This window comes from Xylophilus sp., assembly GCA_009914555.1.
Lineage (GTDB): Bacteria > Pseudomonadota > Gammaproteobacteria > Burkholderiales > Burkholderiaceae_C > WNDY01.
On sequence record WNDY01000068.1, the window covers coordinates 1 to 19,478 of the forward strand.

Genomic DNA, 19,478 nt, shown 5'->3' on the forward strand with positions numbered 1-19,478 from the left:
CGCACGGCCTCCTGCTTGAACTCCAGCGTGTACTTCGCTCTCGTTTGCTTCTCGTTCAATTCATGCTCCCGTCCCGGCATTCTCCGGGTTGGGGCTATGCACTCCAGGAATCGGGGGCAACTTCAGTTGCACAAAGCGATGGCTACGTCATGTCGATGCAGTGCCGCAAGCGCATCGAGCAGGGCTTCGGATGGGTCAAGACCATCGGTCAGATGCGTCAGGTGATGGTGCGTGGGCTCGACAACGTCGCGCAGATGTTCGTGCTGAACATGGCCGCCTACAACCTGGTGCGCATGCGCTCGCTGGGACAGATCCGTCCGCAGGGGACCCAATGAGCGCAAAGGGGGCGCTGAACGGCACCTGCGCGCTCCAATCGAGCTGCCAGAGCATATTTGGAGCCTCAAATACTGATCAAGCGAGCGAATTCGCGCCCTCATCAGAGCAGGGCTGCGTCTCGACGCTTGGTATTTCAGCAGCCTGTTAGGCCCCGGGCGCGAGCGGCAATGGGTCGGCCCCGGCTGCCGCGGACGGGCCGGAGGGCGTCAGCACCACCTTGCGGCAGTCCTCCTGCTTCTGGGCGAAGATTTCGTAGCCCCGCACGATCTGGTCCAGCGGCAGGTGGTGGCTGATGATGGCCTCGGGCTGGAGTTCGCCGGCGAGGATGTGCTCCAGCAGCCGGGGCATGTGGCGCTGCGTGTGGGTCTGGCCGCCCTTGAAGACCAAGCCCTTCTCGAACGCATCGCCAAACAGGAAGCCGTGGATGAAGCCGGCGTACACGCCCGGCACGCTGACCGTGCCGCCGCGCCGCGTCGCGGCGATGGCCTGGCGGATCGCCTTGCCGCTGGAGCCTTCGAGCTTGAGCGTGGTCAGCGCCGTCTCCAGCGTGCTGCCCTTGGCCTCGAAGCCCACGGCGTCGATGGAGCAGTCGACGCCGCGGAAGTCGGTGCGCTCGATGATCTGCGCGGCCGGATCCTCGATCTCGTCGAAGTTGATCGGCTCCACGCCATAGGTCTCGGCGGCGAAGCGTAGGCGGTAGGCGTGGTGATCGACCATGAAGATGCGCTCGGCGCCCAGCAACCGGGCGCTGGCCGCGGCCATGAGGCCGACGGGGCCGGCGCCGAAGATGGCCACGGTCGAGCCCGGGCCGACCTCGCCGTTGACGGCGGCCTGGTAGCCGGTGGGCAGGATGTCCGACAGGAACAGCACCTGCTCGTCGGCCAGGCCTGGGGGGATGACCAGTGGCCCGCTGTTGGCGCGGGGCACGCGCACATACTCCGCCTGGCCGCCGGCATAGCCTCCGTACAGGTGGGAATAGCCGAACAGCCCGGCGCCGGCACGCACGTTCTTGCGGTTCATGATCGCGCCGCGGCCGGGGTTGGTGGTCTCGCATGCGGCGAACAGCGCATGGTTGCAGAAGTAGCAGTTGCCGCAGGAGATGGTGAACGGCACCACCACGCGTTCGCCCTGCTTCACCTGCGTCACGCCGGGGCCGGTCTCCTCGACGATGCCCATGAATTCGTGGCCGAGGATGTCGCCGGCGTCCATGTCCGGGATCTTGCCGCGGTAGATGTGGAGGTCCGATCCGCAGATGGCGGTGGCGGTCACCCGCAGCACGATGTCCTCGTCCTGCTCGATCACCGGATCGGGCACGGTTTCGAGGCGGACGTCCTTGGTGGCATGGTAGGTGAGGGCTTTCATGGGCGCTGTTCTCCTGTCGGGGGGTGGCGAGGCGGGCTGCGACAGCGACGGTAGAAAGGCGTGGGCCGCGGCCATGTAGGCGCAGGTGCCGCGACCCTGTGCGCAGCGGCGCGGCCGGCGGACCGCGGCCCGGCGATGGCCTTCCTACAGCGCCCGGCAGCGCACGCCTACGTGTGGTGCGGCCAAGGGCAGGAACCATGCACCCTTGCAGAAACCAACCGAGGAGGTCCGCATGGCAGAAGCCGACAACGAAACCACGACCGGTCATCCGTTCGCGCCCAAAGGCAACACCCTGCCGCGCAAGGACGACCGCCCTGCGCCACGCCTGCCGCACGAGCGCGACCAGTCCGCCGACCAGCAGGACAGCGAGAGCGCCCAGGGCACGGAGAAGGGCCGCCAGGCCTATGCCGACAAGCAGAGCGGCCAGCAGGATACCGACAAGGGACCGGTGCTCGACAAGGTCTACAACGACGAGGTCGGCCGCGGCGCCGAGGGTGTGGCGGGCGGCCGCAGACAGCCCTGACACCGCCGGCGCCGGCGAAAAGGGCAGCCCGACGGCCGCGCTTTTTCTCTGCCCCGTACTGCCGGGCATCGGTACCGGCACTGCGTCTGTGCGTTCCTTAAGACATGCCTAAGCGCCGCTTCCCATCATCCGGTGCATCGGATGTATCACCTGGATGGAGCGACCATGAAGACCTTTTCCCTGACCCCTTCCCGTTTCGTGCTGGCGCTGGTGGCCGCTGGCGTCATCGGCGGCGCGGGCGTGTCGGCCGTGCAACTGGGCCAGGCCCGTGCAGCCGCGCCAGCCGCTGCCGTGGTGGCCGCCGCGCCGCCGGCCCCGGGCGCGCCCGGCGTGCTGATGCCGGACTTCTCGCAGATCACCGCACGCTACGGCCCTGCCGTCGTCAACATCAGCGTGGTCGGTACGACCAAGGTGGCCAGCCAGAACCCGCTGGAGGGCATGGACCCGGACGATCCGTTCTACCAATTCTTCCGCCACTTCGCGCCCAACGGCGGCGGTGCGCCGCAGTCGCAGACCCTGCGGGCCGAAGGGTCGGGCTTCATCGTCAGCGCCGACGGCACGATCCTCACCAACGCCCACGTGGTCAAGGACGCGAAGGAGGTCACGGTCAAGCTGACCGACCGCCGCGAGTTCCGCGCCAAGGTGCTGGGCGCCGACCCGCAGACCGACGTGGCTGTGCTCAAAGTGGATGCGCACGACCTGCCGGTGGTCGCCATCGGCAACCCCAAGGACATGAACGTGGGCGAATGGGTGCTGGCCATCGGCTCGCCGTTCGGATTCGAGAACTCGGTGACCGCCGGCGTGGTCAGCGCCAAGGGCCGCTCGCTGCCCGACGACAGCGCCGTGCCCTTCATCCAGACCGACGTGGCGGTCAACCCCGGCAACTCGGGCGGCCCGCTGTTCAATGCGCGCGGCGAGGTGGTGGGCATCAACTCGCAGATCTACAGCCGCACCGGCGGCTACCAGGGCGTGTCGTTCGCCATTCCAATCGACCTGGCCACTCGCATCAAGGACCAGATCGTGGCCCACGGCAAGGTGGAGCACGCGCGCCTGGGCGTGGCGATCCAGGAAGTGAACCAGGCGCTGGCCGATTCGTTCGGCCTCGACAAGCCGGCCGGCGCGCTGGTGTCGAGCGTTGAGAAGGGCGGCCCGGCCGAGAAGGCCGGCCTGCAGCCGGGCGACGTGATCCGCAAGGCCGACGGGCAGGCCATCATCTCCTCCGGCGACCTGCCGGCCCTGGTCGGCCGTGCGAATCCGGGCGACACGATCGCGCTGGAGGTGTGGCGCAAGGGAGCGGCCAAGGAGATCACGGCCAAACTCGGCGGCGCCAGCGCGAAGGCGGAGAAAACGGCCGATGCCGGCGGCGCTGCGCAGCAGGGCCGGCTGGGCCTCGCACTGCGGCCCCTCCAGCCGGGCGAGCGCCAGCAGGCCGGTGTGGAGGGCGGCCTGCTGATCGAGCAGGCCGCAGGGCCCGCCGCGACCGCGGGCGTGGAGGCCGGCGACGTGCTGCTGTCGGTCAACGGCACGCCGGTCGCCTCGGTCGAGCAGGTGCGCGCCGTGGTCGCCAGGTCGGGCAAGTCGGTGGCGCTGCTGATCCAGCGCGACGGCGACAAGATCTTCGTGCCGGTGCGCCTCGGCTGATCGCCGCCGGCGGGCCGGCTCAGCCGGCCCCGGACGAGTCCTGCTGGTGCAGCAGCAGGGTCTCGATCACGGCGCGCACCACCCGGCGGTGGCGCAGTTCGAGCAGCCGCCAGTCCTGGAGCAGCGAGGCATCCTCCTGGGGCGACGAACCATTCCAGTTCGACAGCGACAGTGCGGCCTGCGCCGGCGGAGGCGCGCCGGCCGTGGCCGCCTGGCCCCAGCGCAGCCAGTCCTCATCCACGTCCAGCCAGCGCGCCAGCACATGCAGCTTGTCCTGCATCGGCAGCGATTGGCCCAGCAGCCACTTGCGCACGGCATGGCTCGTCACGGGCTTGCCCGGGTAGCGCAAATTGAACTCCCGTTCCAGCTGGGTCGGGCTCACGCTCTTGCCCCGGCGCAGCAGCGTTTCGCGCAGGCGTTGCGCAAAACCTGTCGTTCCCGCTGGCTGCTGCGTCGATCTCATGGTGCCGCACGCTAGCATCGAGTGCGGGGGTGGAAGTGAACTAAGGTAAATTTGGAATTTGACTCTGGTAACTTCCACTGGTTAAACTGTAGACGATAGCGTTTGCTGGCAGCATCGAACGCTGTGCCGATCGACAGATGCTTGCGCCACGCAACGAAGGGGAGGAGCGCCGGAATGCAGTTTTGCGATTTCCATGAGGGGTGTCGGCTGCCATGAGGGACTGGAAGATCGGCACCCGGCTGACCGCAGGCTTCGCCGCCATCCTGCTGCTCATGGTCTTCATCTGCGCACAGGGCCTGCGCAGCCTCTCCTTCATCGACGCGGCCACCAAGGACGTCATGCAGGGCGCGGTGGTCAAGGCGCAGCTGGCCGCCGATCTCTACCGCTACGTCGATCGCGCCGCGCTGCGCACGACGGCCATCGCGAGGAGCAACGACCTGTCGCTGGCTGCGTTCTTCGCCGAGGACACGGCCAGCAGCACCCGCGCGGCCCTGCAGCGGCACGAGCGGCTGGGCGCGCTGATGCACACCCCCGCCGAGAAAGAGCTCTGGGCCGCGCTGCGGCAGGCCAACGAGGTCTACATCCGCGTGCGCGACCAGACCGTCAAGGCCCGCGCCGACGGTCATGCGGAGGAAGCCGACCGCCTGCTCGCCGAGGCGTACCTGCCCTCGGCGCGCAACTACCTCGACCTGCTGCGTCGGCTGCAGGAGCAGCAGCGCTCCGAGATCGACGCGCGCTCGGCCAGCGTCCACGCCGAATCGGCGCGCGCGCGGCTGCAGGCGATCGCCACCTGCGCCGTCGCCGCGCTCATCGGCGTCGTGATCGCCTGGCAGCTCACGCGGAGCATCACGCTTCCGCTGGCCGAGGCGGTGCACGTGGCCGACACCGTCGCCGCCAGCGACCTCACCAGCCGCATCGCCACCCGCCGCCGTGACGAAACCGGCCGCCTGCTGGAGGCGCTCGGGCGCATGAACGACAGCCTCGCCCGGGTGGTGGGCAGCGTGCGCCTGGGCGCCGACGGCATCGCCACCGCGTCGGGCCAGATCGACGCCGGCAACCAGGACCTGTCCTCGCGCACCGAGGAGCAGGCCAGCGCGCTGCAGGAGACGGCTGCGTCGATCGAGCAGCTCACCGGCGCGGTGCGTCAGAACGCCGACAACGCGCGCCAGGCCGCCGCGCTGGCTGCCAGCGCAACGGAGGTGGCCGCGCAGGGCGAGCGCATCGTCTCCGGCGTGGTGCGGACGATGGGAGAGATCGACGGCGCCTCGCACCGCATCGCCGACATCACCGGCGTGATCGACGGCATCGCCTTCCAGACCAACATCCTGGCGCTCAACGCGGCGGTGGAGGCCGCGCGCGCGGGCGAGCAGGGCCGCGGCTTCGCTGTGGTGGCCGGTGAGGTGCGCACGCTCGCGCAGCGCAGCGCCCAGGCGGCCAAGGAGATCAAGGCGCTGATCGGCGACTCCGTGGCCAAGGTCGAGAGCGGCTCGCAGCAGGTGTCGGAGGCCGGCCGCACCATGCAGGAGATCATGCAGGGCGTCCGCCGCCTGACCGCCATCATGGAAGAGATCAGCGCCGCCAGCGCCGAGCAGAGCAGCGGCATCCAGCAGGTGAGCCAGGCCATCGGCCAGATGGACCAGGTCACGCAGCAGAACGCCGCGCTGGTCGAGCAGGCCGCCGCCGCAGCGAGCGCGCTCCACAGCCAGGCCGCGCAGATGAAGGAGGCAGTGGCGGTGTTCCGCCTGGCCGGGGGCGGGGCCCTGCCCCCGGCTGCCGCGGCACGCGCCCTGCCAGCGGCGGCGGCCTGTTGAGACGGGGCACACCGAGAACACCGCCATGAACGGCGAGCCCGTGCCCCCGCAGGACGACGACATGGCTCCTGAGGACAACGCTCGGCCGGCGTGGCAGGCGCATGCCGTGGACCTCGACACGCTGGCGCAGGCGGTGGTCGAGGCGTCGCCCGACGGCGTGCTGGTCGTCGACGCCGACGAAGCCATCCTCAGCGCCAACCCCGCGATGCTGGCCATCAGCGGCCATGCGCCGGCGCAGCTCGTGGGGCAGAGCGTGGAGATGCTGCTGCCCGCGCGGCTGCGCCAGCGCCATGCCGGCTGCGTCGCCTCGTTCTTCGAAGGCCCGACGCGGCGCTCGATGGGGCGCGGGCGCGTGCTCTGGCTGGAGCGCCGCGACGGCTCGGCCGTGCCGGTCGACATCGCGCTCGGCCACGTGCAGGTGCAGGGCCGCACCTGTGCGGTCGCGATGATCCGCGACATGAGCGAGCAGCAGCGCCTGCGCCAGCAGCTGGAACGCGAGGCGCTGCGCGACGTGCTCACCGGTCTGGGCAACCGGCTCTACTTCACCCAGCAGGTGGCACGGCTGTGCGACCCCGCGGCGCGCCAGGGCCCGGGGCTGGTGGCCCTGGTCGTGCTCGACCTCGACAGTTTCAAGCTGGTCAACGACAGCTTCGGTCACACGCTGGGCAATGAACTGCTGCAGGCCGTGGCGCGGCGGCTGCAGTCGGTGATCGGGCTCGGCGACACCATCGCGCGGCTCGGCGGCGACGAGTTCGGCCTGCTGCTGTCGGCCCAGGGCGGGCCGCAGCAGGCGCAGGCCGAGGCGACGCGGCTACTGGCCGCGCTCACGCCGGGGCTGACGCTCGGCGACGGGCGCGAGGAGGTTTTCGTGAGCGCCAGCGCCGGTATCGCGCTGTTTCCGGCACACGCGGGCGATGCCGAGCACCTGCTGCGCTTCGCCGACATCGCGCTCTACCAGGCCAAGGCCGCCGGCCGCGGCCTCGCCGTGCTCTACGACGAGGCCGCCATGCCGGCGCTGGAGAGCCGCCAGCGCCTGCACGCGCGGCTGCGCCGCGCGTTCGAAGGCCCGCCGCCGGCCGACGGCAGCGGCCCGCGCCTGCATTTCCAGCCGGTGGTGGACACGGCCAGCGGCGCCTGGAGCGGCTTCGAGGCGCTGCTGCGCTGGCGCGATCCCGACCGCGACGAGGTCTCGCCCGCCGAGCTGATCCCGGTCGCCGAGATGACCGGCCTGATCGTCCCGCTGGGCCGTTGGGTGCTGGAGGAAGCCTGCCGGCAGCTGCGCGCATGGCTCGACGCGGGCCTGGCGCTGCCGGTGGCGATCAACGTGGCGATGCAGCAGATCCACAGCGAGGACTTCCCCGAGCAGGTGCGCGAAGCGCTGCAGCGCCACCGCGTGCCCGCGCACCTGCTGGGACTGGAGATCACCGAGTCGCAGGTCATGGCCGATCCGGCGCACGTGCGCGGCCAGCTCGCCCGGCTCGCGGCGCTGGGCGTGACGCTCTCGCTCGACGACTTCGGCACCGGCCATGCCTCGCTGGCCCATCTGCGGCAGCTGCCGGTGCACCGGCTCAAGATCAGCCGCGAGTTCATCGCCGACCTGCCGGACGACGCGGTGCTCGCGGCCATGGCTTCGTTCATGGTCGAGCGGGCGCGCGCGCTCGGCCTGGGCGTGGTGGCCGAGGGCGTGGAGACCGAGGAGCAGCGCCGTTTTCTGCGCGATCTGGGCGTGCCGCACTGCCAGGGCTGGCTCTTCTCCCCGGCGCTGCCGCCCGCCGATATCGTGCGGCGCGGCGTGCCCGGCTGACCGGCCGGGGGATGCCGGCGGAATGCCGGCTGATGGTTTTTCTGCTGGACACGCACGCGCCGGGAGGCCGTGCGGTGCGCTCGTCGGCTGTGCCAGGCTGTGTTCCGCACGGCGGCGCCGCCGGCTTCGGCTACGCTTGGTGCCGCCGAAAAAGAGGAGAACGCTGCGTGTCACGCACAGCATGAGAATCGCCGGCGCCCTCGTCCTGTCTGCCGCAGACCTCGTGGCAAGGAAAGCTATTCGGTGCACGGCAAGGCCCGCGTGACCGTCAAGGCCACGCTGCCCGACGGCAAGCCGGCCGCGCATGCCGAGGTAGTCCTGGCCGCGGTGGACCAAGCGCTGCTGGAGCTGATGCCCAACACCAGCTGGGACCTGCTGGGCGCCATGCCGCCATGCACCAGCGCCGCGCCTGGGCGTCGCGCCGCGCAACACGCTGCTGGAACTGCCGGCCCAGACCGTCGACCTCCCGCCCAATGAAGCCCGCGAGATCGTCTGGGACGTGAAGGCGCCGGCGCAACTGGCGCAGACCCGCTTCGAGTCGCTGGTGTGAGAGATACAGGCCCGCGACACGCTCGGCCCACCGCTCGGCTGCTACTGACCGCGATGGACGCCCCGGCCTGGGCGGTGTATGCGCCGGAGATGTTCGGGGAAATCCCTAATCCCCAGAACAGGGTTGAACGGGACAGGGGGGTATAGGTCCATAGCGATTGTCTGTAGAGCGCTATGGGAGTTTACAGGAGAGGGTATAGGAATGTGTCCTAAAACATAATCCAAAAAGGGTAACCAGTACCGCATTCATCAGTATTTCAACATTTAATATTTATTGACAATGTATAAAAGCGGAGGAATGCATGGTTTCAGTCACTCCCGTGGTTGCGTCCGGTAGCGCGCTGGGCGGCAATACGGTCACCGCGATCCTGGGCACGCATGACTGCGGCGTGGTGGCGCCGGCGGTGGCGCTGGTGCCTGGCGTGGTGGTCGAATTCCTCGACACCCAGGTGGGCCTCTGGCAGTACTCGGTCGATGCCGGGGCCAACTGGCAGCCGGTGCGCACCGACCTGATCAACCGCGAGGACGGTCCCGGCCTGGTGCTCGACGCCCAGGCGCGGCTGCGGGTGCTGCCGCTGTCGGGCAGCCGCACGAGCGCCCGCGTCGTCTACCACCGTCTGGAGCGCCCGGCCGGCGAGCGCAATGGCAACTATCAGCTCTATCCGCCGCCCGGCGACGGTGACCGCCCGCCGAGCGTGACCGTGGTGCTCGGCTTGGCCGACATCAACGGCGCGCCGCCGCCCACCCAGGCCAGCCGGCCGCGCAACAAGATGGTGCGCGCCCCGCGCGGCGCGCCGCGCCCGGCGGCGCAGGCCGGGGAGCCTCAGCGATAAGCCTTGGGCGGCTGGCCCATCGCGGCCTTGAACATCGCCGAGAACGCGCTCTCGCTCGCGTAGCCGCTGGCCGCCGCCACCTCCTGCACCGGCACGCCCTGCGCCAGCATCGGCAGGGCGCGCGCCAGCACTGCCTGCTGGCGCCACTGCTGGTAGCTCATCCCCAACTCGTCGCGGAACAGCCGGGCCATGGTGCGCTCGCTGGCACCCACCGCGGCCGCCCAGCCGGCCAGCGGCGTGCGGCCGGTGGCGCCCAGGTCGCGCAGCACGGCGTCGCACAGGCTGCGCAGGCGCTTGTCGCCGTGTTCGGCATCTGGCAGCGGCACGCCGAGCGCATGGGTATCGGCGCGTGCCAGTTCGTCGAGCACCAGCGCGGTAAGCCAGCACTCGCGGGCTCCGTCGGCCGTCTCCAGCGCGGGGATGAGCTCGCGCAGCAGCGCGCTCAGCACGATCACGCGGCAGCCGTCCCAGCCGGCCGGCACGGCGACCGCGTCGATGTAGAGCGTGCGCAGGTCGGCTTCTTCGAGTGCCGCGACCGCATGCACCGCGCCGGGCGCGATCCAGACGCTGCGGCTCGGCGGCACGATATAGGTGCTGCGCCGCGGCCCTTCCACCGTGACCTGCAGGATGCCGGTGGCGCAGTAGGCCAACTGTGCCCAGGCATGCCGGTGCGGCTCGAAATGGGTGTCGTCCTGCATGCGCCGGGCACGCACCCGCACCGGGCGCTCTCGGCTCGGCGTGAACGGGCCGGAGTCGCCGAGCGGCGCGACCGTGCTTGCGGGCCGGGCGGGATGGAAGGGCGTGGCGGTCATGGTTGTCTCTTTTCCCTTGGAATCTGTCTTTTCGTCGCATTCCGGCAGGACGATACCGTCGTTACGATAGCCGCCATGACAGAGACAACATTTCCTCCGGCAGCCGCGGTGCCGTTGCGCCAGGACGCCGGCGTCATCGGCCTCGTGGGCATCGCCCACCTGATCAGCCATTTCAGCCAGCTCCTGCTCGCGCCGCTGTTCCCGTGGCTCAAGGATGCGTTCGGGGTCGGCTATGCCGAGCTGGGCTTTCTCATGACGATCTTCTTCGTCGTCTCCTGCGCGGTGCAGGCCGCCTCGGGCTTCGTGGTCGACCGCTTCGGCCCGCGGCCCATCCTGTTCGGCGGGCTGGCGCTGCTGGGGTTCGCAGCATTCGGCTTCGCGGCCTCCACGCACTACGCGATGCTCGCGCTGTTCGCGGCGGTGGCTGGTGTCGGCAACGGTGTCTTCCATCCGGTGGACTACACGCTGCTCAACCGCAAAGTCAGCGGCCCGCGCCTGGGCCATGCCTACAGCGTGCACGGCATCACCGGCAGCCTGGGCTGGGCGCTGGCGCCGGCCCTGCTGGTGCCGCTGGCGATCGCATTCTCTTGGCGCACGGCGCTGGTGGCCGCCGGCGCGCTGGCGTTCGCGGTGCTCGCGCTGCTGTGGTTCAGCCGCGACCGGCTGGCCCTGATGCCGGCGCCCGCCCGGGCGGCCGCGGGCGCGGCGCACGAGGGCAGCTTCGACTTCCTGCGTATCCCGGCCGTGTGGATGTGCTTCGCCTTTTTCCTGTTCTACGCGATGGCATTGAGCGCGGTGCAGACCTTCGCGCCGCAGGCCGCGCGCGAGCTGCACGGCATGGCACTGCCGCTCGTGGGCCTGTGCCTGACGGTCTACATGGTAGCGACGGCCGGCGGCATGGTGGTCGGCGGATTCCTGGCATCGGACCCGGCGCGCTGCGAGCGGCTCGTTGGCGCCGGCTTCGGCTTTGCCGCCGCGATCGCGCTGCTGCTGGCCTTCGGCAGCTTCCCGGGTGACTTCGTGCCGGCGCTGTTCGGACTGATGGGTTTTGCCGCGGGCATCGCTGGGCCGTCGCGCGATCTGCTGGTCAAGCGCTCCACGCCGGCGAACGCGACCGGGCGGGTCTATGGCGTGGTCTACGCGGGCCTCGACATCGGCCAGGCGATCTCGCCGCTGGTCTTCGGCCGGTTCATGGACGGCGGCCACCATGTTGCGGTGCTGGTGGGCCTGGCCGCGGTGCAGAGTGTGCTGATCGCCAGCGCCTTCAACGTGCGGCGTGCGCGCCGGACGCTGGCCCCGGCTGCCGTCGCCTGACCGCGCAGCCGGCTACAGCGCGCCGCCCGGGTCCGCCGCCACATCGCGCACCCAGCGGTGCCCGCCGTGGCTGTGGGCGTGCCACGGCATGCCCACGGCGAAGTAGGGCACCGGGAACGGACGTTCGGCCACCGTGAGCGATCCTGCGCGGCCGCTCGCCAGCCTTCGGGTACCAGCGCCACGAGTCGGCGACGATGTCGGGCACGAACAGCAACGAGGCCGCGGACAGTGCCACGTTTGCGCCGTTAGTCCAGCGCTGCGAGCCCGTCGTCCACCGGCGCGGCAAGGCCGCCGCCGCGCAGCGGGACGATCAGCTGGTCGAGCTGCGCGAACCGTCCTACGGACAGCTTGCGCCGCAGGCCGGGATGGCCGTGCCGGCCGATCAGCACATAGCGTTCGTCGAACAGATGGCGGCTGCGCAGGCCGGCCGGGCCCTGCCCGGGCGTCATCAGCGGCAGGTCGACCTCGCCGCGGGCCATCTGCGCCTGCCTGCAGGTAGTCGGTGCAGGCAACGTCCACGGTGAGCCGGACCGTCGACGGATCGCAGCGGCGGTGTTCGGCCAGCGTGGCTTGGCCGCCCACACCGCCGGGCCTTCCCCTTCGGAATGAAAAAAAGCCGCCGCCCGGTGCCGGGGCGGCGGCTTTCTGCCTTTCCGAAGGGGCGGGCCTGTCAGGTCAGCAGCGCGATCAGGATGATGATCGGGATCGGAATGCCGAGCAGCCAGAGAAGGATTGCGGCCATGGGGGTGGGCTCCGTGATGTGGTTGGTTGGTGTCGAAGGACGTGGATTCAGAGGTCGCGCTGGCGGCCGCCGCGGGTGGCGGCCAGCGATGCCACGAAGGCGCCGACCAGCAGCGAGACGAAGAGCCACAGCGACGCCTTGGCCGATGCCTTGCGCGCCGTGTCTGCGGCTTCGCGGGCGGCGTTGCCGGCCTCTTGCAGCTTCTGCTTGAGGTTGGCGAAAGTGGCGTTGACGCGGCGTTCGGCTTCGGACTGGGGCAGGCCGGTGCGCTCGGAGACCAGGCCGGCCACGTAGTGCAGGTCGTCGGACGGCAGGGTGCCGGTGCGCAGGCTGTTGGCGAAGATGCGGGCGATCTCGCGGCTCTGGGCGGCGTTGCCGGCGGCGTCGCCGCGCACCGGGGAGCGGGCGGGGCCGCTCTGGTCGCGGGACGAGGCGGTGCCGGCCGGCACGTTGGCCGACTGGGTGGCGACCTCGCCGGCGTCGGCGCGGCCCGGCGGCGTGGCCGGTGTGCCGGCGGCGGCCGGCGTGCCCGGTTCCGACGGCGCCGTGCCGGTCGCGGTCGATGCGGCGGGGCGGAACAGTGTGTCGATGAAGTAGCCCGTCACGGCATCGCTGCCGCCCTGGACATCCGATGCACCCCGCGTGGCTGCACCGGTGCCGGCCACCGTCGCGGCCGTGGCCGCCGTGCCTGCGGCACCGCCGGCCAGGGTGGCGCCGGCCTGCACGCCGCCGCCCACGATGATGCCGATGGCCGAGGTCAGCAGCGCAGCCGTCGCCAGCGAGGCCACGGCCCAGGCCAGGAAGCCGTGGGCCGTGTCGCGGAAGAAGACCTCGTCGCGCTGCAGGTCCAGCCACCGGGTGCGCAGCCGGCCGGCCAAGTAGCCGCCCACGCCGGATGCGGCAAGCTGGGTGAAGGTGATCCAGAGCACGGCGCCGAAGCCCAGCGTCGATGCCTCGACGCCGCGCTGCGCCCAGGGCGAGACTGACGACAGCCCGAGGCCGGTGCCGAGGATCAGCAGGATCAGCGACAGCGCCGCTGCACCGGCAGCGCCGGCCAGGATGGCGCCCCACGAGACCGCGCTCGGCGTGTTGGCACGGCCGGATGCCACGGTGGCGGCGCGCGCAGCGGCGGCGGAGTAGGCGACGGGATCGCCAGCGTCGGGCGGATAGGAATTGGTCGACATGGTGTTGGTGGCCTGGAGTGTTGAGACGGGCCGAGTCTGGAGCCGGCCGCCGCCCCGGCACGTAGGACGCCGCTGCGTGAAGTCGCAGGCAGCGGCTCGTCACTTCGTCGGTGCAGCGCGCTTGGCGGCGGCCTTGCCGGCAGGCTGGGCGGCCTGGCGCTGCGCGCCCATGGTCTGCTGCTCGACTTGGCCGCAGTCCACACTCTCGCCCGGCCCCGTCTCGATCAGCGGCGCCAGCGCGGCCAGCGGCGCGGCCACGGCGGCCAGTGCCAGCGCGCCGCCGGCGCGGGCGATCAGCGGGCCCTTGTAGAGTTCGAAGTCGGCCTTGTTGAAGCGGCCGTACACGCGCACCGGCGTGCGCAGCGACAGGATGCCCGGGCGCTTGGGGCGCGGAGTGATCGTCAGGTCGAAGCGCTCGTTCTCCAGGTCGAAGCTGCCGTTGCCGAGGATTTCGGTCTGCTCGGTATCGACGACGAACAGCGACGATGTGCCGCGGCCTTCCTTCACGTCGAACACGGTACCGCCGCAGCGCACGTTGATGGTGCGGTCGCCCCCGACCAGCAACTGGATGATCTTGCCGCCGTTGAGCCCGCTCACCGCATCGAGCAGGTTGGACACGCGGCCGCCGGCAACCGCCGCGGAGATCCGGCCGTCGACCTTGGCTGCCGCATCGGCGATCGAGTTGCCGCGGCCGTGGAGCTTGACCGTGGCGCTGACCCGGCCCACGCCCTGCGCCACTTTCTCGTTTTGCGGCAGCAGCCGCGCAAGCTGGATGCCGCGGAAGACGGTGTCGAGGTGGGTGTCGATAGTCGGCTGGCGGGCGTCCAGCGTGATCTGTGAAACGATGCTGCCGCCGGCGAAGCCGAATTCGAGCGGCTGGAGCTTGAGCACCGCGTCGTCGAGCCGCAGCGCCGCGCGCATGCTCTCCAGCGGCAGCTTGTCCACCGGCACCTTCAGCCGTTTGGCGTCGAGGTCGACCTTGGCATCGATCTTCTGCAGCCGGCTGCCGTCGAAGGAGCCCGCGGGCAGGATGTGGTCCGGGTCGGCCGTGCGCTCGGCCACCTTGGCCGTGGGCCGGTCGCGGGTCTGGGCCTGCGTGGTCCTGGGCTTGCCGCCGGTCTCCTTGGTCTGCACACCGACCAAGGGGCCCAGATCGGAAACGTCCAGCAGCTTGCTGTGCAGGTCGGCGGTGAGCAGCGGCCGCGGCTCGCGGCGCAGGTAGCCGGCGCTGCCGCTGACGTCGGTCGAGCCGATCTTGCCGGCCAGGTCGTCCATCGTGAACTTGTCGCCCTTGAGCACCAGGTGGCCTGCGAGCGAATAGGGCGGCGACGCCGGCAGCGGCAGCAGCAGGAAGGGGTAGAGATTGGCCAGCGTCTGGCCCGAGATGCGCAGCCGGGTGTCGATGCCGGTGATCTTGGCTGCGTCGGCGATGGTGCCCTCGACCCACAGCTTGGTGGTGCCGGCGGCGAGTTCGCCCTGGACCGGGAAGGGTACGCCCGATTCCTGGAAGCTCAGCACCTCGCCGGTCTGTGCCTTGCCCTCAAAGGTCGAGCCGTGGTAGCTGCCGGTGAACGTATACCGGGTGCTGTATTTGTTGTTCTGCGGCTTGGCGTCGGCGTCGCGGGCCTGCGGCAGCTTCTCGGGGTCGAAGGTACTGGCATGCACGTCGAGCGTGAAAGGCTCGCCGTGGTCGAAGTAGCGCAGCCGCCCCTGATCCACCGACAGCGTGCTGATGCGCAGCTTGCTCGGCGACTTGTCGTTCGGATCGGAGAAGATCCAGTTCTTGCGGTCGTCGGCCAGGCGCTCGAAAACGAAGTCGGGCTCGGTCAGCGCCACACGGGGCACCAGGATCTTCTGCGGCAGGTCGCGCAGCGAAATGGAAAATTCGATCTGCTTGATGCGTGCCATGGGGTCCTGCTTGCTCCAGTCGGCATTGCTGAAGTAGACGTCGCGCATGCGGATCGTCGGTGTGAAGCCGAGCTTCACGTGCAGGTCCGAAATGCGGAACTCGCGATGCGTCTTGTTGGACAGGTAGCGTTCCAGCGGATGCCGGAACCAGTTCCAGTCGAAGAAGACGATCAGCAGCAGCACGAGCACGGCCAGCCCGGTCCAGATCGGGTGGCGGCGGGGGAAGGCGGTCAGGCGGTCAGCGGGCATGGCGTCGTTGCCTCTTTTCGGTATGGCGACGCCCGATCCTGCGGCGTGCCACGCTGCCGGGCAGTGAGAGAGTCCGCCTGCCGCCTGTAGGCCGGCGGCGCACGCGGCTGTCCCGCCGCGCTCCCAGAAGGTGTGAAGGAAGAATCCAGCGTAGCCCGACGACGAGGCCAGCGGGCATGCCGGCGGGTCCGTCCACCCCTTCTCAGTGCAGCGCCAGCTCCACGAAGCGGCGGGTGGCCAGCAGCCCGGCCGGGCGCCAGTGCTGGTGCGGGCCCATGGCGCCAACCAGAGTGTCGATGCGTGCCGCCGGGTCGTCCTGCAGCGCTAGCTGCGCTTCGAGCGCCGCCGTGTCCGCATCCGGCCGGGGCGGCGGCCCGCCTGCGGTGCCGTCGTCGGCCGCGCTGGCCGGCGTGCCGGCGATGCGCAGGCGGTGCCGGAAGGCGCGCGGCTTCTTCACCGGCACCTGGGCGGCGCTCGCGGCCTGGGTCGCGAGGTGATCGGCCCCGTCCGCGCTGGCGTCGCCGCGGATCCAGTCGTGGATGACCTGGAGCTCATAGCCGTCGAACACGCCGAACATCTCGGCCCGCGGCCCCTGCAGCAGGTTCCAGAAGCGGCTCTGCGAAGGCGGCGCGTTGCGCTGGATCCACCCGGCCTTCTCCAGCGTTGCCAGGAAGCCGGCCATGCCGTCCGGTTCGGCCAGCCACTGGTTGACCGTCTTGCCGCCCAGACGGCAGTAGTCGGAATGCGCGTTGCGGCCGGCGATGCTCTTGCGCTCCAGGATGCGGCAGACCTCGCGCCGCGCGTCGAAGCCTTCGATCACCGACAGGGTGCTCGCGCCCAGGTCGTTGAGCCGGTAGCCGGTGCGCACACGCTGCCAGAACGCTTCGCGCGCGGCCGCGTCCTGCGGCAGCCCGGCCTGCACGGCCTCGACCGCGCGGCGGGCATGGCCGCTGTCGCTGTTGTCCACCGTCACGTGCAGCGTGAAGTAGTACGGATCGATGCCCAGCTCGTTGAGCTCGTAGGCGGTGATCAGCAGATGCAGCGGCAGCTGCTCGTAGCCGAGGTTGAAGCCGGTCACCTCCGGCAGCAGGTCGGCCGTGTGCTCCGCCAAGCTCAGCTGGATGGCAGCCTGAATGTAATGGTTGTCTGGCAGGTCCGGCGCCTCATCCAGGCCGTTGGCCGCGAGCAGGCGGCGGTAGAGCAGCACGTGGTTCTTTGCGGGGTCGCCGTCGCCCAGTTCCTCCACATAGGTTCGCACGAGATGGTCGACGAGGGGGTTGCGCCAGTGCGGCAGCACGCCGGCGAGCCAGGAGCCGTCGGCCAGCTTGGTCGGGGTGACGCCGCGCAGAAAGTAGAGCGCATGGGCACGGTTGGCGAAGAAGCGGCGCGGAGCGCCGGCACGGCGCTGCCCCAGGTAGTCGGCATAAAGGCCGCCGACGCGGTCGTGGCCGGCCTGCATCCAGGTGGCGAGGTCGCCGGGCGTTTCGGGCAGGTCGCAGGGCAGCGCCGCCGCCTCGTCCATGCGGACGTTCAGCCAGCTGCGCGAAGCGCCCTGCCGCGCCAGGCGGTCTGCTTCGTCCCGGGGAGCGGCCAGCAGCCATTCGACCAGCGACCGGGCCGGGCCGTGCGGCTCGGCAGCCGGGTGCTCTGCCGGAAGCGCGGTGCTTCGTCGCCGCGTGGCGGCGGGAGAAAGAGGGGGTGCGAGAGCGAGCATGGAGGTTCTGCGGTGGCCGCAGCGGCTGGCGCCGGCTGCGGACGGGCTGTGTTGTGTTGATGCAAGCACTATCCGCACGGCCGGTCCGGTGCCCTGTCGTCGTGCGCAGTCGCCCCGCGTGGGGGCAGTCCTACGGAGGAAGGACGAAACCATGCACCGCTGCCCGTTCCTACAGCCGCCGGCAGCTCCGCGCTGCCAGCGCCCGTCAACGCCCGAAGACCGACAGATCCAGCGTCGAAGGCCATCCCAGCCAGCTGGCATGGTCGGTGTGGTCGGCCAGCGGATCGTTGCTCAGACCATGCACCAGCACGTCGAGGCCGCCGCGCTGAGCGTCGAGCCATGGGACCAGCGCCTCGAACTGCGTGCGGTCGAACGCGAGCTGGCAGCTCCAGTGCGGATGAGGGCCGACTCTCCGCTCGTGCACCCGTCCCACCGCCACGCCGAAGCGCCGGCCGGCCTCTTCGCAGAGCACGCGGGCCTGGCCCACGGTGTCTGGCCCGAAATAGACGTGGGCATGGTAGCGGTCGAAGATGTTGCGCGGACGGGGCACGGTGCCCGGCGCGGATGCAGAGGTGTCAGGCATGGCGCGGATTGTGCCCAGCGCGGCATGGGCATGCCAACAGCGCCGATATACTGTATGTAAATACAGTTTCACGGCCATTGACACCATGTCCGACAACGCCATCCCCGCCGAAGCCCTGCGCCGTGCCCTCAAGGGCCGCGGCGCGGCCAGTGCGCTGGCGCACCGCTTCTCCGGGGATGCGCGCGCTGCCGTCGACGACGGCTGGGGCACCTTCGAGCAGGGCCAGGCCGAGCTGCCGGCGCAGTTGGCCACCGAGGTGCGCTGGGAGGACTGCCGCAGCGCGCTGAGCCACAACCAGTCGCCCGACGTCGGCTTCGACCGCTCGCTCAACCCGTACCGCGGCTGCGAGCACGGCTGCGTCTACTGCTACGCCCGGCCCACGCACAGCTACCTGAACCTGTCGCCGGGCCTGGATTTCGAGACGAAACTCGTCGCCAAGCGCGGCTTCGCCGAGGCGCTGCGGCGCGAGCTCGGCAGCCCGCGCTACCGGCCGCGCACGATCGCGATCGGCACCGCGACCGACGCCTACCAGCCGGTGGAGCGCGAGCTGCGCATCACGCGCTCGGTGATCGAGCTGCTGCACGAGGTGCGCCATCCGCTGGGCATCGTGACCAAGTCGGCCGGCGTGGAGCGCGACATCGACCTGCTCGCGCCGATGGCCGCCGAACGGCTGGCGACGGTCTGGATCACGCTGACCACGCTCGACGCGGCGCTGGCCCGCCGGCTGGAGCCGCGTGCGGCATCGCCGGCGCGGCGGCTGCGCACGGTGCGCGCGCTCAGCGAGGCGGGCATCCCGGTCGGCATGAGCCTCGGGCCGCAGATTCCGTTCCTCAACGAGGACATGGAGCAGGCGCTCGACGCGGCCCATGCGGCCGGCGCGCGCAGCGCGTTCTACACGGTGATCCGGCTGCCCTGGGAGGTCGCGCCGCTGTTCCGCGAATGGCTGGAGGTGCACTATCCGCAGCGCGCCGCGCGCGTCATGGAGCGCATCCGCGAGATGCACGGCGGCAGGGACTACGACGCCGACTTCGCCACCCGCATGCGCGGCGGCGGCACCTGGGCGCAGCTGATCCGCCGGCGCTTCGACATCGCCTGCCGCAGGCTGGGGCTCAACGAGGAGCGGCTGGCGCTGGACGCCTCGCAGTTCCGCCCGCCGGGGCCGGCGGGGCAGGGGAGCCTTTTCTAGAGCGCCTGCACCGTGCCACCGCTAGACCGCGAGCCGGTTGATCTTGCACCTGATTTACGGACACCTATCTAAGCGACGTTGGCCAGCTCGTACTGCTCTGGGCTGAGGTAGCCCAGGGTCGAGTGCAGCCGGATCCGATTGTAGTCAAACACATGAGCCTTGGCCTGCTCCCGTGTGGCGAGGTGTTCACCATGGATGGCCTCGACCTTCAGACTGTGGTTCCAACTCTCCATTGCTGCGTTGTCGTAGCAGTTGCCTCTGGCACTCATGCTGGCGATCAAAGCGTATTGCTCCAACAGGGCGCGGTGCTCGCGCGAGCAGTATTGGCTACCACGGCCAGTATGCACGATCACTCCCCGAGGCCGATTGCGAGCAAACAGCGCCATGCGCAGCGCGTCGCAAACCAGCGTAGCCGTCATGCGCTCAGACATCGACCAGCCCACAACCTTACGCGAATACAGGTC

At 70.4% G+C, this 19,478-nt stretch carries 17 protein-coding genes and 1 pseudogene; 9 read left to right on the forward strand and 9 right to left on the reverse strand.

The window, feature by feature from the left end; all coding sequences use genetic code 11:
* The coding region (locus GAK38_RS20545) for a transposase (protein ID WP_325346803.1) at nucleotides 1-335 on the forward strand (335 nt) is incomplete at its 5' end.
* Between the two features lie 145 nt (nucleotides 336-480).
* On the opposite strand, the gene GAK38_RS20550 is transcribed toward GAK38_RS20545, so the two are convergent.
* Nucleotides 481-1,698 carry a zinc-dependent alcohol dehydrogenase gene (locus GAK38_RS20550; RefSeq protein ID WP_325346804.1) on the reverse strand — a complete coding sequence of 406 codons (1,218 nt, stop codon included), beginning with the start codon at nucleotides 1,696-1,698 and terminating at the stop codon, nucleotides 481-483.
* A 232-nt stretch (nucleotides 1,699-1,930) separates the two neighbouring features.
* Here GAK38_RS20550 and GAK38_RS20555 point away from each other — a divergent pair, with 232 nt between their 5' ends.
* On the forward strand, nucleotides 1,931-2,221 hold the full coding sequence (locus GAK38_RS20555; RefSeq protein ID WP_325346805.1) for a hypothetical protein: 291 nt from the start codon (nucleotides 1,931-1,933) through the stop codon (nucleotides 2,219-2,221).
* Nucleotides 2,222-2,386: 165 nt separating this feature from the next.
* Entirely contained in the window at nucleotides 2,387-3,862 is a 1,476-nt protein-coding gene (locus GAK38_RS20560; RefSeq protein ID WP_325346806.1) for a DegQ family serine endoprotease, read from the forward strand.
* A 19-nt stretch (nucleotides 3,863-3,881) separates the two neighbouring features.
* On the opposite strand, the gene GAK38_RS20565 is transcribed toward GAK38_RS20560, so the two are convergent.
* Nucleotides 3,882-4,325, reverse strand: coding sequence for a hypothetical protein (locus GAK38_RS20565; protein WP_325346807.1), 444 nt, complete (start codon nucleotides 4,323-4,325; stop codon nucleotides 3,882-3,884).
* 212 nt (nucleotides 4,326-4,537) lie between these two features.
* On the opposite strand from GAK38_RS20565, the gene GAK38_RS20570 reads away from it, so the two are divergent.
* The 4 genes and pseudogenes from GAK38_RS20570 to GAK38_RS20585 all read left to right on the forward strand — a co-directional run bounded on the left by GAK38_RS20570 (nucleotide 4,538) and on the right by GAK38_RS20585 (nucleotide 9,322).
* Complete coding sequence (locus GAK38_RS20570; RefSeq protein ID WP_325346808.1) at nucleotides 4,538-6,136, forward strand: methyl-accepting chemotaxis protein; 1,599 nt, start codon at nucleotides 4,538-4,540, stop codon at nucleotides 6,134-6,136.
* 25 nt (nucleotides 6,137-6,161) lie between these two features.
* The gene (locus GAK38_RS20575; RefSeq protein ID WP_325346809.1) at nucleotides 6,162-7,940 is read left to right on the forward strand and encodes a putative bifunctional diguanylate cyclase/phosphodiesterase; all 1,779 of its coding nucleotides are present in this window, start codon (nucleotides 6,162-6,164) and stop codon (nucleotides 7,938-7,940) included.
* A gap of 228 nt (nucleotides 7,941-8,168) precedes the next feature.
* Nucleotides 8,169-8,487 (forward strand): annotated as a pseudogene (locus GAK38_RS20580) (hypothetical protein); the annotation flags it as partial.
* Between the two features lie 304 nt (nucleotides 8,488-8,791).
* Nucleotides 8,792-9,322: a hypothetical protein gene (locus GAK38_RS20585; RefSeq protein WP_325346810.1), complete on the forward strand. Its 531-nt coding sequence runs from the start codon at nucleotides 8,792-8,794 to the stop codon at nucleotides 9,320-9,322.
* Here GAK38_RS20585 and GAK38_RS20590 read toward each other — a convergent pair.
* The gene (locus tag GAK38_RS20590) at nucleotides 9,313-10,134 is read right to left on the reverse strand and encodes an AraC family transcriptional regulator (RefSeq protein WP_325346811.1); all 822 of its coding nucleotides are present in this window, start codon (nucleotides 10,132-10,134) and stop codon (nucleotides 9,313-9,315) included. The two genes, GAK38_RS20585 and GAK38_RS20590, sit on opposite strands and share 10 nt — an antisense overlap.
* A 75-nt stretch (nucleotides 10,135-10,209) precedes the next feature.
* Between GAK38_RS20590 and GAK38_RS20595 the strand changes: the two genes are divergently transcribed.
* On the forward strand, nucleotides 10,210-11,448 hold the full coding sequence (locus tag GAK38_RS20595; RefSeq protein WP_325346812.1) for an MFS transporter: 1,239 nt from the start codon (nucleotides 10,210-10,212) through the stop codon (nucleotides 11,446-11,448).
* A 245-nt stretch (nucleotides 11,449-11,693) separates the two neighbouring features.
* Here GAK38_RS20595 and GAK38_RS20600 read toward each other — a convergent pair whose 3' ends face one another.
* From GAK38_RS20600 to GAK38_RS20620, 5 genes are all read right to left on the reverse strand, one after another.
* Complete coding sequence (locus GAK38_RS20600) at nucleotides 11,694-11,960, reverse strand: LysR substrate-binding domain-containing protein (protein ID WP_325346813.1); 267 nt, start codon at nucleotides 11,958-11,960, stop codon at nucleotides 11,694-11,696.
* Nucleotides 11,961-12,237: 277 nt separating this feature from the next.
* Nucleotides 12,238-13,374 carry a hypothetical protein gene (locus GAK38_RS20605; RefSeq protein ID WP_325346814.1) on the reverse strand — a complete coding sequence of 379 codons (1,137 nt, stop codon included), beginning with the start codon at nucleotides 13,372-13,374 and terminating at the stop codon, nucleotides 12,238-12,240.
* 99 nt (nucleotides 13,375-13,473) lie between these two features.
* Nucleotides 13,474-15,531, reverse strand: a complete 2,058-nt coding sequence (locus GAK38_RS20610) for an AsmA family protein (RefSeq protein ID WP_325346815.1) — start codon at nucleotides 15,529-15,531, stop codon at nucleotides 13,474-13,476.
* Between the two features lie 202 nt (nucleotides 15,532-15,733).
* Nucleotides 15,734-17,245, reverse strand: coding sequence for an iron-containing redox enzyme family protein (locus tag GAK38_RS20615; protein ID WP_325346816.1), 1,512 nt, complete (start codon nucleotides 17,243-17,245; stop codon nucleotides 15,734-15,736).
* A 205-nt stretch (nucleotides 17,246-17,450) separates the two neighbouring features.
* Nucleotides 17,451-17,828, reverse strand: a complete 378-nt coding sequence (locus GAK38_RS20620) for a DOPA 4,5-dioxygenase family protein (protein WP_325346817.1) — start codon at nucleotides 17,826-17,828, stop codon at nucleotides 17,451-17,453.
* A gap of 85 nt (nucleotides 17,829-17,913) precedes the next feature.
* Here GAK38_RS20620 and GAK38_RS20625 point away from each other — a divergent pair, with 85 nt between their 5' ends.
* Complete coding sequence (locus GAK38_RS20625; protein ID WP_325346818.1) at nucleotides 17,914-19,014, forward strand: PA0069 family radical SAM protein; 1,101 nt, start codon at nucleotides 17,914-17,916, stop codon at nucleotides 19,012-19,014.
* 68 nt (nucleotides 19,015-19,082) lie between these two features.
* Here the strand turns inward: GAK38_RS20625 and GAK38_RS20630 are convergent.
* Nucleotides 19,083-19,478 (reverse strand): DDE-type integrase/transposase/recombinase (locus GAK38_RS20630; RefSeq protein ID WP_325345540.1); only part of this gene is annotated, 396 nt, incomplete at its 5' end.

What these genes read in the sequence shown, in the direction of transcription:
- GAK38_RS20625 (WP_325346818.1), top strand. Translation starts at nt 17,914, where the DNA reads ATGTCCGACAACGCCATCCCCGCCGAAGCCCTGCGCCGTGCCCTCAAG.
- GAK38_RS20585 (WP_325346810.1), top strand. Translation starts at nt 8,792, where the DNA reads ATGGTTTCAGTCACTCCCGTGGTTGCGTCCGGTAGCGCGCTGGGCGGC.
- GAK38_RS20565 (WP_325346807.1), bottom strand. Translation starts at nt 4,325, where the DNA reads ATGAGATCGACGCAGCAGCCAGCGGGAACGACAGGTTTTGCGCAACGC.
- GAK38_RS20590 (WP_325346811.1), bottom strand. Translation starts at nt 10,134, where the DNA reads ATGACCGCCACGCCCTTCCATCCCGCCCGGCCCGCAAGCACGGTCGCG.
- GAK38_RS20620 (WP_325346817.1), bottom strand. Translation starts at nt 17,828, where the DNA reads ATGCCTGACACCTCTGCATCCGCGCCGGGCACCGTGCCCCGTCCGCGC.
- GAK38_RS20570 (WP_325346808.1), top strand. Translation starts at nt 4,538, where the DNA reads ATGAGGGACTGGAAGATCGGCACCCGGCTGACCGCAGGCTTCGCCGCC.
- GAK38_RS20610 (WP_325346815.1), bottom strand. Translation starts at nt 15,531, where the DNA reads ATGCCCGCTGACCGCCTGACCGCCTTCCCCCGCCGCCACCCGATCTGG.
- GAK38_RS20555 (WP_325346805.1), top strand. Translation starts at nt 1,931, where the DNA reads ATGGCAGAAGCCGACAACGAAACCACGACCGGTCATCCGTTCGCGCCC.
- GAK38_RS20575 (WP_325346809.1), top strand. Translation starts at nt 6,162, where the DNA reads ATGAACGGCGAGCCCGTGCCCCCGCAGGACGACGACATGGCTCCTGAG.
- GAK38_RS20605 (WP_325346814.1), bottom strand. Translation starts at nt 13,374, where the DNA reads ATGTCGACCAATTCCTATCCGCCCGACGCTGGCGATCCCGTCGCCTAC.
- GAK38_RS20550 (WP_325346804.1), bottom strand. Translation starts at nt 1,698, where the DNA reads ATGAAAGCCCTCACCTACCATGCCACCAAGGACGTCCGCCTCGAAACC.
- GAK38_RS20595 (WP_325346812.1), top strand. Translation starts at nt 10,210, where the DNA reads ATGACAGAGACAACATTTCCTCCGGCAGCCGCGGTGCCGTTGCGCCAG.
- GAK38_RS20615 (WP_325346816.1), bottom strand. Translation starts at nt 17,245, where the DNA reads ATGCTCGCTCTCGCACCCCCTCTTTCTCCCGCCGCCACGCGGCGACGA.
- GAK38_RS20560 (WP_325346806.1), top strand. Translation starts at nt 2,387, where the DNA reads ATGAAGACCTTTTCCCTGACCCCTTCCCGTTTCGTGCTGGCGCTGGTG.